This window comes from Acinetobacter sp. YH16056_T, from assembly GCF_024605895.1.
Taxonomy (GTDB): domain Bacteria; phylum Pseudomonadota; class Gammaproteobacteria; order Pseudomonadales; family Moraxellaceae; genus Acinetobacter; species Acinetobacter amyesii.
Genome location: NZ_CP094545.1, coordinates 2,194,081 through 2,211,190, shown reverse-complemented (window position 1 = coordinate 2,211,190; position 17,110 = coordinate 2,194,081). Strand labels below are relative to the sequence as shown.

At 40.8% G+C, this 17,110-nt stretch carries 15 protein-coding genes and 1 tRNA gene; 11 read left to right on the top strand and 5 right to left on the bottom strand.

Annotated elements, in window-relative coordinates:
* Positions 1-494 precede the first annotated feature (494 nt).
* The 7 genes from lldP to MST17_RS10940 all read left to right on the top strand — a co-directional run bounded on the left by lldP (position 495) and on the right by MST17_RS10940 (position 9,421).
* Positions 495-2,162 carry an L-lactate permease gene (gene lldP / locus MST17_RS10970; protein ID WP_180004194.1) on the top strand — a complete coding sequence of 556 codons (1,668 nt, stop codon included), beginning with the start codon at positions 495-497 and terminating at the stop codon, positions 2,160-2,162.
* 32 nt (positions 2,163-2,194) lie between these two features.
* Positions 2,195-2,938 (top strand): transcriptional regulator LldR, encoded by a 744-nt coding sequence (gene lldR / locus MST17_RS10965; RefSeq protein ID WP_180004196.1) that lies wholly within the window; start codon positions 2,195-2,197, stop codon positions 2,936-2,938.
* 2 nt (positions 2,939-2,940) lie between these two features.
* A complete protein-coding gene (lldD, locus tag MST17_RS10960) occupies positions 2,941-4,095 on the top strand; it encodes an FMN-dependent L-lactate dehydrogenase LldD (protein ID WP_180026808.1) in 1,155 nt (384 codons plus the stop codon).
* A 323-nt stretch (positions 4,096-4,418) separates the two neighbouring features.
* The gene (gene dld / locus MST17_RS10955) at positions 4,419-6,110 is read left to right on the top strand and encodes a D-lactate dehydrogenase (RefSeq protein WP_180026832.1); all 1,692 of its coding nucleotides are present in this window, start codon (positions 4,419-4,421) and stop codon (positions 6,108-6,110) included.
* A 182-nt stretch (positions 6,111-6,292) separates the two neighbouring features.
* The gene (locus MST17_RS10950; RefSeq protein ID WP_180026807.1) at positions 6,293-8,329 is read left to right on the top strand and encodes an NADPH-dependent 2,4-dienoyl-CoA reductase; all 2,037 of its coding nucleotides are present in this window, start codon (positions 6,293-6,295) and stop codon (positions 8,327-8,329) included.
* An 87-nt stretch (positions 8,330-8,416) separates the two neighbouring features.
* A tRNA-Ser gene (locus MST17_RS10945) sits at positions 8,417-8,506 on the top strand.
* Positions 8,507-9,208: 702 nt separating this feature from the next.
* A complete protein-coding gene (locus tag MST17_RS10940) occupies positions 9,209-9,421 on the top strand; it encodes a hypothetical protein (protein WP_078189132.1) in 213 nt (70 codons plus the stop codon).
* A gap of 55 nt (positions 9,422-9,476) precedes the next feature.
* Here MST17_RS10940 and MST17_RS10935 read toward each other — a convergent pair whose 3' ends face one another.
* The 5 genes from MST17_RS10935 to MST17_RS10915 form a co-directional block, all read right to left on the bottom strand.
* Positions 9,477-9,770: a hypothetical protein gene (locus MST17_RS10935; RefSeq protein ID WP_180004201.1), complete on the bottom strand. Its 294-nt coding sequence runs from the start codon at positions 9,768-9,770 to the stop codon at positions 9,477-9,479.
* A gap of 166 nt (positions 9,771-9,936) precedes the next feature.
* A complete protein-coding gene (locus MST17_RS10930) occupies positions 9,937-10,293 on the bottom strand; it encodes a hypothetical protein (protein ID WP_180008268.1) in 357 nt (118 codons plus the stop codon).
* A 217-nt stretch (positions 10,294-10,510) separates the two neighbouring features.
* Positions 10,511-11,257 carry a hypothetical protein gene (locus tag MST17_RS10925; RefSeq protein WP_180026806.1) on the bottom strand — a complete coding sequence of 249 codons (747 nt, stop codon included), beginning with the start codon at positions 11,255-11,257 and terminating at the stop codon, positions 10,511-10,513.
* An 88-nt stretch (positions 11,258-11,345) separates the two neighbouring features.
* Positions 11,346-12,044 carry a 3'-5' exonuclease gene (locus tag MST17_RS10920; RefSeq protein ID WP_180026805.1) on the bottom strand — a complete coding sequence of 233 codons (699 nt, stop codon included), beginning with the start codon at positions 12,042-12,044 and terminating at the stop codon, positions 11,346-11,348.
* Positions 12,045-12,133: 89 nt separating this feature from the next.
* A complete protein-coding gene (locus MST17_RS10915) occupies positions 12,134-12,427 on the bottom strand; it encodes a hypothetical protein (RefSeq protein WP_180026804.1) in 294 nt (97 codons plus the stop codon).
* A 242-nt stretch (positions 12,428-12,669) separates the two neighbouring features.
* On the opposite strand from MST17_RS10915, the gene MST17_RS10910 reads away from it, so the two are divergent.
* The 4 genes from MST17_RS10910 (at position 12,670) to MST17_RS10895 (ending at position 17,079) form a co-directional block, all read left to right on the top strand.
* Positions 12,670-13,893: an alpha/beta fold hydrolase gene (locus MST17_RS10910; protein ID WP_180026803.1), complete on the top strand. Its 1,224-nt coding sequence runs from the start codon at positions 12,670-12,672 to the stop codon at positions 13,891-13,893.
* A gap of 156 nt (positions 13,894-14,049) precedes the next feature.
* Complete coding sequence (gene glyA / locus MST17_RS10905; RefSeq protein WP_111885761.1) at positions 14,050-15,303, top strand: serine hydroxymethyltransferase; 1,254 nt, start codon at positions 14,050-14,052, stop codon at positions 15,301-15,303.
* 161 nt (positions 15,304-15,464) lie between these two features.
* Entirely contained in the window at positions 15,465-15,869 is a 405-nt protein-coding gene (rnk, locus tag MST17_RS10900; protein ID WP_078192900.1) for a nucleoside diphosphate kinase regulator, read from the top strand.
* Between the two features lie 247 nt (positions 15,870-16,116).
* Positions 16,117-17,079 carry a TauD/TfdA family dioxygenase gene (locus MST17_RS10895; protein WP_180026802.1) on the top strand — a complete coding sequence of 321 codons (963 nt, stop codon included), beginning with the start codon at positions 16,117-16,119 and terminating at the stop codon, positions 17,077-17,079.
* Positions 17,080-17,110: the final 31 nt, after the last annotated feature.

Genomic DNA, 17,110 nt, shown 5'->3' with positions numbered 1-17,110 from the left:
GTGGAAAAAAATGATCGTTGAAATCTATTGGTGAATACTTCATCCAGTTTTTGCGGGCGGAAAATGCGTTTTCTGAATGGAATAGGATGTAAATATAAAGAAATCTATTTGATTTAAATTAATGGTCATACCATTATTGGGTTAATTTGGTTTTTATGCTTTTCATTGAAATGAGACTGAGGTCAAACAAAGCGTGGTTATTAGACTAAAGTATATTTTATAAAGTTTAGTTGTAAATAATAAATACAAAACAGATATTTAAAAGTTGATATGGAGGTTTTTAAACGGAAAAATAATGTTTTTGTATTTTATATTGGTCATACCAAAAACAAGAAAAGCTTGAATGATTGAGTTGAAATAATTAAAAATTGCGGAGTATTTCAGCAATAGTATGAGTTTTTATGTGTTTAATATTTATATTGGTCATACCAATGATAAAAAGACCACATGCTGATATTGCTCAATAATTAAATCTTAGTAAGCATTTCAAGGAGATGACAATGCTTCAATGGCAGCAAATATATGACCCAATGGGGAATATATGGATATCAAGTTTAATTGCGCTCATTCCGATTATCTTTTTTTTCTTGGCGCTTGCTGTATTTCGTTTAAAAGGCAGTGTGGCAGGTACGATCACCGTTGTACTGGCACTGTTGGTGTCTTTATTTGCCTATGACATGCCTGCGCTTATGGCATTGGCTTCGATGGTCTACGGTTTTTTCTATGGTTTATGGCCGATCGCATGGATCATTATTGGTGCGGTGTTCCTGTATAAAATCTCAGTCAAAACAGGGCAGTTTGACATCATCCGTTCTTCGATACTTTCCATTACTGAAGATCAACGTTTACAGATGCTATTAGTCGGCTTTGCTTTCGGTACTTTCCTAGAAGGTGCTGCGGGCTTTGGTGCTCCTGTGGCGATTACCGCAGCACTATTGGTAGGTTTAGGCTTTAAACCTTTATATGCGGCAGGTCTTTGTCTGATCGTAAATACAGCGCCAGTGGCTTTTGGTGCGATGGGTATTCCAATTATCGTTGCTGGACAAGTGTCTGGTGTAGATACGATGGAAATCAGTCAGATGGTTGGTCGACAGTTGCCATTTATGGTGCCGATTGTACTGTTTTGGATTATGGCGATTATGGATGGCTGGCGCGGTGTGAAGGAAACTTGGCCTGCAGTTGTGGTTGGGGCGAGTAGCTTTGCGATTGCACAGTATCTAACGTCGAACTTTGTCGGTCCTGAATTACCCGATATTACCGCGGCGATTGCCTCTTTAGTGTCATTAACGATTTTATTTAAATATTGGCAGCCTAAACATATTTTCCGCTTTGCAGATCAAGATGCGACGATGAGTGAAGATGTGGCTGCACAAAAACAGCAAAAATATAGCTTGGGTCAAATTGCAAAAGCGTGGTCGCCATTTGCGATCTTAACGGTGATGGTCACGATCTGGAGTATTAAACCGTTTAAGGATTTATTTACCAAAGACGGTGCTTTACATGATTTGGTTATTTCGATCAAAGTGCCATTCTTACACCAATTGGTTCAAAAGATGCCGCCAGTCGTACCTGAAATGAAGGACTACGATGCCATCTATAAATTTGATTGGTTTTCGGCAACAGGTACGGCAATTGTCATCGCTGCGATCATTACCATTATTTTCTTAAAAATGAAGCCGAAAGACGCGATTGTGACCTTTGGTGAAACCATTAATGAATTAAAAATTCCAATTTATTCGATTGGGATGGTGTTGTCTTTTGCTTTTATCGCCAACTATTCAGGTATGTCTTCGACCTTGGCTTTGGCCCTTGCACATACAGGTCAAGCCTTTACCTTCTTCTCGCCATTTTTAGGATGGCTTGGTGTATTCCTCACGGGTTCAGATACGTCAGCCAATGCGCTATTTGCAGCATTGCAGGCGACTACTGCACAACAAATCGGTGTGCCAGAAGTATTACTCGTTGCTGCTAATACCAGTGGCGGTGTGACAGGGAAAATGATTTCACCACAGTCAATTGCAATTGCATGTGCGGCAGTCGGGTTGGTAGGTAAAGAGTCGGATTTATTCCGTTTTACCGTAAAACACAGTATAACGTTCACAATCATGATGGGGATTTTAATCACCCTACAAGCTTATGTGTTCCCTTGGATGATTCCATAACACGAATTGTGTAACAACGTTAAGGAAAGCAGATGAAAGTCTCTGATAAAACTGTTCAAAGTCTTCGTGTATTGATTGAACAAAGCAATATGCAAGTTGGAGATCGTCTGCCTGCTGAACGGAAATTGTGTGAACAACTTGGCGTCTCACGCACCTCTTTACGCGAGGCGATTTCTCAATTGACTAGCATGGGCGTGTTGGTCAGTAAAGTGGGTGCGGGGACGTTTTTAAAGCAATTACCAGCGACTTGGTCGAGTTATCAAATTGTGCAGCCCATCAGCAGTTTGATTAGTGAAGACCCTGCCTACCGTTTTGATGTGCAAGAGGCGCGCATTATTTTAGAAGGTGGTACTGCATGGTATGCGGCACAACGTGCTACAGCAGAGGACTTGGCACATATCCGACATTATTATGATCAGATCAATCATTTTCAGGCTTTAGGCAATGACGATGAAGCAGCGCGTGCAGATGCCAAATTTCATTTAGCAATTGCTGAAGCATCACATAATTTAGTGTTGATTCAGATGATGCGTGGTCTATTTGATCTGTTGCAATTTAATGTCGTTTTAGGTCGTCGAAAAGTTTATAGCGAAGCACACCGATTTGATCAATTGCATGATCAGCACTTCCAAGTCATGAATGCAATTGAACGTCGTGATCCTGAAGCTGCACGTAAAGCAGTCTGTGGACACATTGAGTTTGTAGTACAACAGGTGCGCATGATTGATGAAGAAGAAGCTCGTCGTCAGCGCGCCAGTCGATTAAACAGGATATAAGCATGATTATTTCTTCTGCCAATGACTATCGTGAAGCGGCACGTCGTCGTTTACCGCCATTTTTATTTCATTACATCGATGGCGGGGCGTATGCCGAATATACCTTAAAGCGTAATGTAGAAGATTTATCAAAAATAGCGTTGCGTCAACGTGTGCTAAATGACATGTCACAGCTGAGTCTAGAAACCCAACTGTTTAATGAAACCTTATCGATGCCTGTGGCTTTATCACCTGTGGGTTTAACAGGGATGTATGCACGCCGCGGCGAAGTTCAAGCAGCCGTTGCCGCAGATAAAAAGGGCATTCCATTTACGCTGTCTACCGTTTCAGTATGTCCAATTGAAGAAGTGGCGCCAGCGATTCAGCGTCCTATGTGGTTTCAGTTGTATGTGCTACGTGACCGTGGCTTTATGAAAAATGCCTTAGAACGTGCCAAAGCAGCAGGCTGTTCAACTTTGGTGTTTACCGTGGATATGCCTGTTCCGGGCGCGCGTTACCGTGATGCACACTCGGGGATGAGCGGGCCAAATGCTGCGATGCGACGTTATATGCAGTCGTGTTTCCACCCACACTGGGCGTGGAATGTGGGTTTATTAGGTCGTCCGCATGACTTGGGGAATATTTCTAAATACTTGGGCAAACCAACAGGTCTAGAAGATTATATCGGCTGGTTGGGCAATAACTTTGACCCATCAATTTCATGGAAAGACCTTGAGTGGATTCGTGAATTTTGGGATGGACCGATGGTCATTAAAGGCATCCTTGACCCTGAAGATGCCAAAGATGCAGTGCGTTTTGGTGCAGATGGCATCGTGGTGTCAAACCATGGTGGCCGTCAGCTCGATGGCGTTTTATCTTCTGCACGCGCACTTCCACCAATTGCAGATGCAGTCAAAGGTGATATTAAAATCCTCGCGGATTCGGGTATTCGTAATGGTCTAGATGTTGTGCGTATGCTGGCGTTGGGTGCAGATACCTGTATGCTTGGTCGTGCCTTTGTTTATGCTTTAGGTGCTGCGGGTGGAGCGGGCGTTTCAAATCTTTTAGAACTGATTGATAAAGAAATGCGTGTTGCCATGACCTTAACTGGTGCAAAAACCATTGCGGATATTACATCTGATTGTTTGGTGAAGTTAGAGAAAGAGTTGGCTGGGTGATTTTTTGAATAGATCTCTTGGGAAAGTTATTCGTCATCAAAAAAAATTAAAAAATGAAAGTTCCCTCTCCTTGTAGGAGAGGGTTAGGGAGAGGTATTTATTGATTAATTAATTCTCCTAACCCTCTTGTGTAGCATTGCTACTCATCCCAAAGGGAGAAGGGATATTCATTATAGATTTTAATAACAATGACTAAAAACTTTTGATATGTGCAAATAAACCTACGTTGTTTAAATTATTTAAATCAATATTTTTTATTGCATAACAATGCAATTCCTCTTTAGCGAGGAGAGAAAATAATGAAAATGGAAAATTCTACGAGCATGCAAAGTCAATCATCACAAACCATTCAAAACTTTATCAACATCGTCGGTAAGCAACACGTTTTAACTGAAGATAAAGACACACGTTTATACCGCCAAGGTCGCCGTTACGGTGCAGGAAAAGTATTGGCTGTGGTTACACCGGGCTCTTTGCTTGAGCAATGGCAAGTGCTGCAAGCGGCTGTGGATGCAAATTGTATTGTGATTATGCAAGCCGCCAATACAGGTCTGACAGGTGGTTCAACGCCGTTTGGTGATGACTATGACCGTCCTGTGGTGCTGATAAGTACACGTCGTTTGGTTGGCATCCAAGTGATTAATGAAGGCAAGCAAGTGATTTGTCTACCGGGTGCGACATTAGACAAACTTGAAAAAGATTTGCTGCCATATAATCGTGAACCTCATTCGGTGATTGGTTCTTCGTGTATTGGGGCATCGGTTTTGGGCGGTGTATGCAATAACTCAGGGGGTGCTTTGGTACGCCGCGGTCCTGCCTATACAGAGCTTGCACTGTATGCACAAGTGAATGAGTCAGGTGAGTTAGAGTTGGTCAATCATCTAGGTGTCAATCTTGGCAATACGCCTGAAGAAATCCTCACAGCGCTGGAAAATAAAAATTATCAAATCAATGACATTGTGAATAATTCTAGTTGCTGTGCATCAGATCAACGCTACTCACATGATGTTAAACAAGTCGATGAAAATACACCTGCACGTTTTAATGCAGATCCGAGTCGACTATTTGAAGCATCAGGTTCAGCGGGTAAAGTCTGCGTCTTTGCCGTACGTTTAGATACCTTTGAAAAAATTCCTAGTCAGGTGTTTTATGTGGGAACCAATTCGCAAGATGATTTAACAGAAATTCGTCGTTTTCTATTAAAAGATCTTGCACGCCTCCCGATTGCGGGTGAGTACATTCATCGCATGGCATACGATATTGGGGCTGAATATGGCAAAGATTCTTTTGTATTTATTGAAAAATTTGGCACTGCAAAAGTTCCTGCTGCTTTTGCCATGAAAGATAAAGTCGATGGCTATTTAGAAAAACTGGGCTTGCGAGGTTTGTCGGATAAAGTCTTGCAGCTGGTGACTAAATTTTTGCCGAATCATTTGCCAAAACGTATGAATGAATTTCGTGATTTATATGAACATCATTTGATGATTCGTATTGAAAATCAGGATGTTGATCAAGTTGATGCGTATTTGAAAACGTATTTTTTAGATAAAACCTCAGGCAATTATTTTAAATGTACGGATGAAGAAGGTCGTAAGGCATTTTTACATCGTTTTGCGGTGGCAGGAGCTGCCATTCGTTATCGTGATACGCATCGTTCAGAAGTGGAAGACATTGTTGCACTGGATATTGCATTACGTCGCAATGATCGTGAATGGGTCGAAACTTTACCGAAAGCCATGGATGAGCAAATTATCCATAAACTCTATTATGGACATTTTCTCTGCCATGTGTTTCATCAAGATTATATTGTGAAAAAAGGTGTAGATCCTTTGGTAATGGAACATGCAATGTGGCATTTACTCGATGATCGTGGTGCTGAATATCCTGCGGAACACAATGTTGGACATTTATATGTTGCCAAGCCTGCATTAAAAAATCATTATCAAAAGTTGGATCCAACCAATAGCTTTAATGTCGGGATTGGGCAAACCAGTAAGCTGAAGCATTGGAAATAATGCTTTTAAAAATAACACGCCGTGATGTGAAATATCACGGCTTTTTTTATGGTTAGAGGATTTATATATCAGGCGGTATTGACCATAAAAGCGAAGAATATTTTCTAAACTGTCATCCCAAAATATAAAAAAACCGCTAAAGTATTATGCAACAAGTTGCAAAGCCAAAATAAGGATTCAGCATGACAACGACTAGCTATGCAAATATTTTAAAACCTTTACATTTGGGTTTTACCACGATTAAAAATCGTGTCGTGATGGGGTCCATGCATAGTGGGCTGGAAGATCGTTTTTATAATTATCCTAAGCTTGCAGCTTATTTTGGTGAGCGTGCGAAAGGTGGTGTCGGCCTGATTATTACAGGCGGTATTTCGCCAAACCGTCAAGGTTGGTTGTTACCTGCTGGCGGTACCATGAATACTTTAGGTGATATCGCTCCGCATCGATTGGTGACTCATGCAGTGCATAAGCATGGTGCCAAAATTTTAATGCAAATCTTGCATGCAGGGCGTTATGGCTATCAGCCTTTTGCAGTGTCAGCGAGTCCGATAAAATCTCCGATTTCACCTTTTAAACCGCGTCAATTGAGTGATAAACAGATTTTAGACACGATAGACGACTATGTACGCTGCGCAAGCTTAGCTCAAAAAGCGGGCTATGACGGTGTTGAAATCATGGGTTCAGAAGGCTATTTGCTGAATCAATTTTTAAGTCGTCATGTCAACCAACGGACTGACCGTTGGGGCGGCGAGATTGAAAATCGTATGCGTCTTGCGGTTGATATTGTGAAATCGATACGTGCTGAAGTGGGTGAGAAATTTATTATCTGCTTCCGTTTGTCATTACTCGATTTGGTCCATGATGGGAACACCATGGCTGAAGTCATTACTGTTGCCAAAGCTTTGGAAGCAGCAGGTGTGACGTTGTTGAACACGGGGATTGGCTGGCATGAAGCACGTATTCCGACAATTGTAACTTCAGTTCCGCGTGCGGCATTTGTGGATTATACCGCTGAAGTCAAAAAACATGTTGCGATACCTGTCATTGCGTCAAACCGTATCAATATGCCAGATACAGCTGAAGAAATTTTGGCTTCAGGCAAGGCAGATATGGTGCAAATGGCACGTCCATTCTTGGCAGATCCATTTTGGGTGAATAAAACTGCGACTAATCGTGTCGATGAAATTAATACGTGTATTGCCTGTAACCAAGCCTGTTTAGATCATACTTTTAAAAATCAGCGTGCGACGTGTTTGGTCAATCCACGAGCGGCATATGAAACAGAATTGGTTTATTTAAAAACCAAAAAACCGAAGCGTATTGCAGTCGTCGGTGGTGGCGTGGCAGGTATGTCTGCTGCAACGGTAGCGGCAAGCCGAGGTCATGCCGTGACTTTATTTGAAGCTGGTGCAGAGGTAGGTGGTCAATTTAACTTGGCAAAAGTCGTTCCCGGTAAAGAAGAATTTCACGAAACGATTCGCTACTTTAAAGTTCAAATCGAAAAAACGGGTGTTGATTTGCGTTTAAACACGCGTGTAAACCGTGAGCAACTTGAACGTGAAGGGTTTGAGGAAGTTGTTATTGCAACTGGTGTGGTTCCTCGCAGCTTAAAAATTGAAGGTAGTGATGCACCGAATGTCTTGTCTTATGCAGAAGTGCTGAAGGGCGCAGCTGTGGGGAATAAAGTTGCTGTGATTGGTGCAGGCGGCATTGGCTTTGATGTATCTGAATTTTTACTCAAACCACCACATCAGCCACAACCAATGCCTTTAGCGGATTGGCAGCGGGAGTGGGGTGTTGATCCAAATCCAAACTACGTAACAGAAGGCGGTATGCAGGCTGCTGAGCTCGAACCTCCTGTTCGAGAAATTTATTTATTACAACGTAAAACAACTGCACTCGGTGCAGGGTTAGGTAAAACATCAGGCTGGGTACACCGTGCACAATTAAAGAAAAATGCGGTTCGTATGCTGCGTGGTGTTCAATACAAAGCCATTAGTGATGAAGGGCTTTGGGTTGAACATGCAGGGCATGATCAATTATTACGTGTAGATACGATCGTTGTTTGTGCAGGTCAGGAATCGGTAAAGCATTTGATGCCCGAACAGGGTGAGAAAACCCTTGCCAATTACCATATTATTGGTGGTGCAAAACTAGCAGCAGAGTTAGATGCGAAACGCGCAATACGTGAAGGTGCGGAGCTCGCGGCTAAACTTTAAGGATTTGGCGAAACAATATTCATTTGAAAGGTTTAGTTGTAATTTTTACTTGTCAGATGAATAAAACCTCCGTATTATGGCGCACATGGAAGCGTGGCAGAGCGGTTTAATGCACCGGTCTTGAAAACCGACGAGGGCGCGAGTCCTCCGTGAGTTCGAATCTCACCGCTTCCGCCAAATTCAAAAAAGCCCCTGTAGTGATACAGGGGCTTTTTTTATCTTAGATTTAAATTGGAGATGGTAGTCATTACATACCAGTGTTTTTAATAATGTCAGAAATGAATTTCAGGCATAGCATTAAGTCAAGTATTGATGTCAGCGTATTTACAGGCTGAATTGAAAGTAAGAAAAAAGAATAATGGTTTATTGATATTATTGAATTTTATTTAATGGCTGAGTTATTCACAACACTCCCAATCAGTGGGCAGAGCTATGATCGCTTATTTTGAAAAAATATCAATTGTATTTTATTTGATCAAATGTTTAGAAGTGTCACGACCCCTTGGCAAGGGATAAAAAAGTGCTATATTTAAATCACAGTAGGTCATAAGCAAGACGCTACTAATAGGTTGGACGGATCAATGACAGCTCGTTGAGTTTAGTAATATTTAAGATGTTTTTGAATATTACAGACAAGAAATCAGCACTAGCCTTCCAACATAGAGCCCGCAGCAATGCGGGCTTTTTAATGTCTTTCAAAATGTGAAAATATAGTGTTTTTGTCAAACAATAATTAAATAGTCAATCTATGTTATTGATATATATTTACTAAAGTAAAATAAGTTTACATTGCCATGAAATCTAACATTTACAAAGCAGGTTGTTGCGTAAAGGTGTGATATAAACAATTCAATTATTAAAACAAGTAGAGACGTCACTATGACACAGATGATCGATATTAAAGTGAAGGACCAATTTAGTCAGGTTTATGAAGCACAAGCTTTGGTGCGTAATCCTTCAGAAGAAGATTCAAGAGCGCTGTTTCATCGCATTGAACATATCATTATTGCAGGTGAAATCATCCTACCCAGTATCGAATTACTTTTTGAAAGTCAAAAATCGGACAGTATTTACAAGCTTTTAGAAGCTTAAATTGAATGAATAAAAAACTCACCTTAATGGTGAGTTTTTTTTTAGAGATAGAACTTTAAGCTATTTGATCTGCTTTAAATTGATTCAAAATATAAGACAGTAACTGATAGCGTGTCATCGGGTTGCTAGAAGACAGTTCAACGTCTTGTTTACGTACTTGGATTTCTTGAGTTAAAACACCAGCTTGAAAACGTTGTACGATCATATGATCTTTTGATACATCATGGTCGGTCAGCACCAGTTTTGGTCCAAGGTGCAAATGTCCAATCGCATCTAGACATTGTTCTAGGCTGCTATATAGGTTGAAAAGGATGAGTGCCTGATCATTAGAATAATTGGCTAAGTTCATTTTTATTATCCGTGGTCAAAAATTATTGAGCAGGAATAGTGTATACGAATTGAGCAATATTAATCTGTATGGATTATTTTTCATTTAATGTCTGTCTAGGTAACTTTGGTTAAATCATTGAGACAGCTTAAATCTTTATGAAAAATAAGTTGGAATTCGCTTTAAATTAAAGCGGCTTGAATACCAATGGGACATCATAACGGGCAAATTCTTCAATGATACTGTTTAAAACCAATTGAGCTTGAGGTTCCGCTGCTGTAAAGGTGAGTTCTTGGTTCGTTTGGCTGTTGAAGCATTCAACTTGTTCTATACGCCAAATTGTTTCAATGGCTGTATTTTGAATGACCACACGTCGAGGTTGTAATTCGTCACTAATTTTTCGTGGCATGACATAGGTAATGGCCAATTGAACATTAGGCAATTCGTCTTGTGAGGTTAAGAAGGTAAATACCCAATTGCCAATTTTGCTGAGTTGCATAGGATTATCGAAAGAATCAAATTCTAAACAAAACTGTTGTGACATTGACATGCTCAAACGCTAGGAGGTCGGTTTTATTCTTGCGATTTTTTACTGTTGATTGACATTAGGGGAAGGTCGTATAAAACAGCAGTTAAAACTATAAAAGAAATAAGTAAATCAATAAAGTTAATATAATTCAATTTCTTATATTGATATGTTTGAAAAATAACTCACCTCATTAAGTTGTTTTTTGAATGAGAAGTGAGGAAAAGTCTCTAAGTCAAACCAGTTGTTGCAGATTTTTTATACTGTAATTAATTTGCTGTAATGCATGTTGTAAGAGTTTAGGTTGAATATTGGATTCATTTAGACAGGTGATCCATTGCATCTGACAGGCTTTTAATTCTGCAATGTCCGTGGCCTGTTGAATATTAAGCATTAATTTTTTTGCCATCAGCCCACAATAACGCTGTAAGTAACTGCACATAAAGCTCTGTAACTCATCAAAATCATGCTCGATGAAATCAATGATTTGTTCTGCTAATACAGGGTTGTTTGATGTTATGTTTTCAGGTATGGCTTGTGGGAGTTGATGGGGTGTAGAGCCCATCGCCTCCATTGGTAGGTTGTTCGTCAGTGCGTGCTGAGTCTGAGTCTGAGGAACTTCCATTGTAGGCATTGAAAGTTCATTAAAAGTCACATGTTCTTGCGCTGTGAAATCGGATGCAAGGCTAAAGGTATTGAGATCGGACGTATTGCTAGGCGCTTTTTTAGGAGTATTAAAAGCAGAAAAATCTGAGCTTTGAAGGCGTAGATGATCATGTGCTGTAATTGGCTGAATCAGCCCAAGTTCCATTAGTTGCTCAAGCAATGTCACTTCAGCAATGCGCTGCTGATAATGCACAGGCATTTGGTTAAAGTCATCAGTACCAATTAAGAGTAGCAGACGACGTTGTCTTGCATTTAATGCGAGCTGTCGGTCTTTTAATGTTTGAAAACCCAGCTCAGTTTTTTGATAGTTGAACATGCCTTAATTCCATAGCTCAAAAGAATTAAGGCAATCCTATGCAGTAATAATGACAGTAATATTAAGAAAATATTAAATAATCAATGATTTATAAAGTAATGACAGCAGAATTTTCTAAAGCTTTACGTAGGTACGGGTCTAAGTCATCTTGACGTAATAGCCATTGCACATAGTCCGCAGGTAATTCAGCAATTGCAGTACCACGGTGTTTACCAAAATTAATACTGCGTGGAATGCGTGCATCTTCCGAAGCTTCGTATAATTCTTCGATGCTGTTGATTTTTAATTGATGCACAATATGCATCAAAATATTGGCAGTTAAAATAATATCCATATCTGCGCGGTGAGCTTTACGGATCATTTCACGGGCTTTTCCACTGCCTTTGGTGATCATATATATCAAGGCAGAAATATTATGCGCTTCTGCATCAGGCCAAACACGACGAGCTAGCGCAAGGGTACAAATGGCTTTGATTTTTGAACTATCTACACCGCATTTTTCGAGCGCTCGAATATCGTAGTCGATATTATGCCCAATGATGTATGTCGTCTCTGATGGGAGTTCAAAACTGCTGTAGTGGGGCTGACCTTCAAGATCTGATTCTAAAATATGATGTACAGCCATTGCTGCAAAAGAAATTGCTTCATCACAACGATAAAGTTGATCAAAAATTTTAGATTTATCTAGGGTAATTTTGGCATCTGCCACCTGAATTGGAGCATAGGCAATCTCGATGGGTTGTCCATTTAGTGTATGGGTTTCTGTGTCGAGAATGATGGCTTGCATGTCCAGTTCCAGCATGTTGAATAATGTTTATGAATGTACATTATCACATCCACACTGACAAACCCATGCTGTGATTATTTGTAGGAATATTATGAAGATGGCTGCGCAGTGTTTAAATAATCTGCTTTTATCGCATCTGCCGAAATAAAACCTTTACAGCGGGATAAAGCTAAACCATCTTCTAAATCGACTTGTTTTAAAGGCTTTTGTCCATCTTGATATCCCAAAATGTCGCTAAGTGGATTAAGCACTAGAGTATGTTCACGATCAATGGCATGGTGGTTTTTCGGCTTTACTTTTGTGCATATGTTTGTGTAGTTGGCAGGGGGTACAGCATTTTTGTTGATTTTACATTTTGCTTTAACCTCCGAAAAATAGCCCAATCTGTATCCAATGATCAGAAATATAAGTTCAGCCATTTTTCTGAGATCGGGGTGGCTGATGTATTCGGATACTGTTGATTAATATCAAGTTAAAACAAAGTGTTAATTCAAGGTTATTTTAGTATATTAAAATAAGAGTAGTTGCTTAAAAATTAGGCTTGAACAAAAGTTTGTTCCATGTATTTAATGATTCATATTCAATGAAAAATTGACTTTAAAACAACAAACAAAATGATCATGGAATGAAAATGCTGCGTTTAACGGTTTTAGTCAGCAGTGCGCTATTTTTAGCAGCCTGCGGTAATGATAGTAATGACCAACAATTTAGTAACCCTGAAACAAACGCTGATCTCAATCAGATCAAAAATCCAGTGGTAACTACAACCGCCTATAGTCAAGACAATATGTCTGCTGTGAGTGCAGACAGCCGTTTGATGACCTATAAAATGCTAGGAGTAGATGGCAAAGTTGTTCAAGCCACAGCCTTAGTCTTTACCCCAAAAACTGTTGCTCCGGCAGGTGGTTGGAAAATTGTGGCTTGGGCACATGGAACGACCGGTGTGGCTGATAAATGCGCTCCGAGCCGACAAGGTTTGCAAGGCACTGAATATTTATTGCAAATGTTATTGGCAAAGGGTTATGTCGTTGTGGCACCCGATTATGAAGGATTAGGGGAACCTAGTGGACGTGAAAACCATCCTTATCTGAATCTAAAAAGTGAAGCCTTTTCGATTACCGATGCCGTTGTCGCTGCTCGAAGTTATTTAACCAGCCAAGGTAAAACGGTGTCGAAGGATTGGGTGTCAATCGGGCATTCTCAAGGTGGTCAAGCCGTGTTAGGTGCAGCTGAATTCGCATCGCGTGCTGACTTAAACTATAAGGGAACGATTGCCATAGCACCTGCAAATAATCTTGCGCTCATTCTTGACGCAGGCGAGAAGTTAGCGGAAGGTAAACCTGCAACTGTGCAAAGTATGATTTATGCACCTTTAGACAGTTTTACTGCGCAGATTATTGCGGGTATGCAAGGGCATAAAAACAGTGTGGATTATTCAAAAGTATTTAGTGGACATCTGGCTGCGATTGCACCTCAGGCTGAAACAGTGTGTTCAGGTGAGTTAACCAAGTTAATTCAAGATGACATGCTCAGTTATGCGAGTCAGAACACGACTTTGGATAACTATGGACGCACGCAGTCTGATTTCTTAACTTTAAAGCCAATCCAAAAATTTATGAGTGAAGGTTCACAGCCTTTAACGACAGCGGTGAAAACGCCGATCATCATTTATCAAGGTAAAGCCGATCAGACCATTCCAGCAGATGCGACTAAATTTATGATTAGCCTTGCTAAGCCGGGAACATCGATTGACTATCGTGAGCAAGCGACAGCAGATCATCTTACTATTTATACCGATAATCTGGCAAATTTTGTGCAAGATGTAGAGACTCTCATGCCAAATCAATAAGTTGATTTGACTTAAATAATGCTCGTGCAGATTCAACACGGGCATTATTTATTTAAAAACAGCACAAACTTCCCTCTCTCATTTCTAAAACTTCATGCTACAATACGCGCCAATCTTAGCACGGCTTAAAAGCCCTAATTTAATAGGACCTCGCTAATGTTTGCCAACACCTCTATTGCTCAATTTGACCCTGAATTAGCTCAAGCGATCTCGAATGAAGATGCTCGCCAAGAAGCGCACATTGAGTTAATCGCTTCAGAAAACTACTGTTCACCTGCAGTAATGGAAGCTCAAGGTTCAAAACTTACTAACAAATATGCAGAAGGCTACCCTGGTAAACGCTACTACGGCGGTTGCGAGTATGTAGACGTGATCGAACAATTGGCCATTGACCGTGCTAAAGAATTGTTTGGTGCAGATTATGCAAACGTTCAACCACACGCTGGTTCACAAGCAAACTCTGCAGTTTACCTTGCGCTACTTAACCCAGGCGATACAGTTTTAGGTATGAGCTTGGCTCACGGTGGTCACTTGACTCACGGTGCTAAAGTTAGCTTCTCTGGTAAAACTTACAACGCAATTCAATACGGTTTGAACCCAGAAACTGGCGAAATCGACTATGAAGAAGTTGAACGTTTAGCTGAAGAACACAAGCCAAAAATGATCGTGGCTGGTTTCTCTGCGTATAGCCAAGTTGTTGATTGGCAACGTTTCCGAGATATCGCGGACAAAGTTGGTGCTTACTTATTCGTAGATATGGCTCACGTAGCTGGTCTTGTTGCTGCTGGTGTTTACCCAAGCCCAGTACAAATTGCTGACGTAACAACAACGACTACTCATAAAACACTTCGTGGTCCACGTTCTGGTTTAATCCTTGCGAAAGCAAACGAAGAAATCGAGAAAAAATTACAATCAGCTGTATTCCCAGGTAACCAAGGTGGTCCTTTAGTTCACGCTGTAGCGGCTAAAGCGATCTGCTTCAAAGAAGCAATGGCGCCTGAATATAAAGCTTACCAACAACAAGTTGTTAAGAATGCGCAAGCAATGGCTGAAGTTCTAATCGAACGTGGTTATGATGTTGTTTCTGGCGGTACTAAGAACCATTTGTTCTTATTATCTTTAATTAAACAAGACATTACTGGTAAAGATGCCGATGCTTGGTTAGGTGCTGCTCACATTACTGTGAACAAAAACTCAGTACCAAACGATCCACGTTCTCCATTCGTGACTTCTGGTATCCGGATCGGTACTCCTGCTGTAACAACACGTGGTTTTGGCGAAGCTGAAGTACGTGACCTTGCAGGCTGGATCGCTGACGTTCTAGACAGCAAAGGTGACGAAGCTGTGATTGCTGCAGTGAAAGAAAAAGTTGCTGCTGTTTGCGCTAAATTCCCAGTTTACGCAAAATAAAACAGACTTGAGAAAAGCCCCCTCAAGGGGGCTTTTTTTATGTCATCAGAAAAATTCAAAAGTTATCTAAACATTTATATTTCTGTTATAACGGAATAAGAGATAACAAAAAATTTGCCCATCGCTATAGATCTGTTGGCAAGGTCGCAAAGGAACTTTATATGAAAAAACCCAATATTATTCTTTCAGAACAAGATTTACATCGCTTAGAAACCATGTTGGAGCATCAGTCTAAGTTGACGCCGACGATGGAGCATTTGGAAGATGAGATGGCGCGCGCTGAAGTGGTTGCTCCACAAGATGTCCCTGCTAATGTGGTGAGTATGAATGCCAAGGTTCTCATTAACATTGCACCTGCGACAGAAGCAACCGAAATTACACTGGTCTATCCACATGATTTTCGTGGCGATAAAGGTCAAGTCAATGTTTTGGCTCCAGTGGGCGCTGCCATTTTAGGTTTGGCTGAAGGGCAGGAAATAGAATGGCCGCAGCCTGATGGTCATACCATGAAAGTCAAAATCATTAAAGTGCTCTATCAACCTGAGCGTGAAGGGAATTATCTATAATTCCGCTGTGATATACAGATAAAATCCGCACACAAAGCCATCGATACCGATGGCTTTTTTATTTTTTATTTATTGCATTTTTAGATATGAAATGTGCAAATGTTGTTAAGCAGATTTCATTACAACCATAGCAGTTTAACTTGGGAAAACTGTCAAATAATTGACAGAGTCATGGGCACGAAGTCGGCACACTTTATTTCAACAACACCATCGTTGCTTAATAATTTGAAGAATAAGGTAGAGCCCTATGACACAATTAGAATCGAATCATTACAATCCAGACTATCAATATCAGCATATTGAAGTAAAACCTGTAACCGGTCGTATTGGTGCCGAAATTTCTGGCATTCAGTTGTCTGGAAGTTTAGACAAAAGCGTGGTCGATGAATTTAATCATGCATTATTAAAATATAAAGTTGTATTTGTGCGTGGACAGCAAGATCTCACAGATCTAGAACAAGAAGCCTTTGCACGACTTTTAGGTAATCCGTTGAATCACCCAAGTGTGCCACTCAAAGATGGTACAGCACATACTTTGTCAATTGACTCACGTGGTGGGCGTGCAGACTCGTGGCATACCGATATTACGTTTTTGCCCAATTATCCTAAAGCCACAATTTTAAGAAATGTAGTTGCACCTGAACATGGTGGCGATACGGTTTGGGCCAATACCGTGACCGCTTATGAAGATTTAAGTCCTGAGCTGCAAAAGTTGGCGGAACAATTACGCGCGGTGCATAGCAACAGTTATGACTATGCAACACCGAAAGGTCAGTACAATGAAGAAGGTCGCCACTTATTCCGTACCGCGGTAGAAGTAGAAACCGAGCATCCTTTGGTGCGTGTACATCCTGAAACAGGTGAAAAAAGTTTGGTTTTGGGTCACTTCTTTAAACGCTTCATTGGATATAGTCCGGCACAGTCACGACGCCTATTTGAACTGTTTCAAGAGCAAATCGTGCAATGGGAAAATATTGTGCGTTGGCGCTGGGCGGTTGGTGATGTTGCGATTTGGGACAATCGTGCGACGCAGCACCGTGCCATCAATGACTATGGCGATGAGCTACGTATCGCCTCACGTGTCACTATCGAGGGCGATGTGCCTGTCAATGTAAATGGTCAGCCGAGTACTGTACTGAAAAATATTCAAAACACCGACATTTCAAACTTGCGTTCTGAAGCAGGTCGTATTTATGAGAAAGCATCTTAAGTATTAGAGCGTCATTTAAAACAGCATAAAA

What these genes read in the sequence shown, in the direction of transcription:
- rnk (WP_078192900.1), top strand. Translation starts at nt 15,465, where the DNA reads ATGAAAAAACCCAATATTATTCTTTCAGAACAAGATTTACATCGCTTA.
- MST17_RS10930 (WP_180008268.1), bottom strand. Translation starts at nt 10,293, where the DNA reads ATGTCACAACAGTTTTGTTTAGAATTTGATTCTTTCGATAATCCTATG.
- lldR (WP_180004196.1), top strand. Translation starts at nt 2,195, where the DNA reads ATGAAAGTCTCTGATAAAACTGTTCAAAGTCTTCGTGTATTGATTGAA.
- MST17_RS10925 (WP_180026806.1), bottom strand. Translation starts at nt 11,257, where the DNA reads ATGTTCAACTATCAAAAAACTGAGCTGGGTTTTCAAACATTAAAAGAC.
- MST17_RS10920 (WP_180026805.1), bottom strand. Translation starts at nt 12,044, where the DNA reads ATGCAAGCCATCATTCTCGACACAGAAACCCATACACTAAATGGACAA.
- lldD (WP_180026808.1), top strand. Translation starts at nt 2,941, where the DNA reads ATGATTATTTCTTCTGCCAATGACTATCGTGAAGCGGCACGTCGTCGT.
- MST17_RS10895 (WP_180026802.1), top strand. Translation starts at nt 16,117, where the DNA reads ATGACACAATTAGAATCGAATCATTACAATCCAGACTATCAATATCAG.
- dld (WP_180026832.1), top strand. Translation starts at nt 4,419, where the DNA reads ATGCAAAGTCAATCATCACAAACCATTCAAAACTTTATCAACATCGTC.
- glyA (WP_111885761.1), top strand. Translation starts at nt 14,050, where the DNA reads ATGTTTGCCAACACCTCTATTGCTCAATTTGACCCTGAATTAGCTCAA.
- MST17_RS10940 (WP_078189132.1), top strand. Translation starts at nt 9,209, where the DNA reads ATGACACAGATGATCGATATTAAAGTGAAGGACCAATTTAGTCAGGTT.
- lldP (WP_180004194.1), top strand. Translation starts at nt 495, where the DNA reads ATGACAATGCTTCAATGGCAGCAAATATATGACCCAATGGGGAATATA.
- MST17_RS10910 (WP_180026803.1), top strand. Translation starts at nt 12,670, where the DNA reads ATGAAAATGCTGCGTTTAACGGTTTTAGTCAGCAGTGCGCTATTTTTA.
- MST17_RS10950 (WP_180026807.1), top strand. Translation starts at nt 6,293, where the DNA reads ATGACAACGACTAGCTATGCAAATATTTTAAAACCTTTACATTTGGGT.
- MST17_RS10935 (WP_180004201.1), bottom strand. Translation starts at nt 9,770, where the DNA reads ATGAACTTAGCCAATTATTCTAATGATCAGGCACTCATCCTTTTCAAC.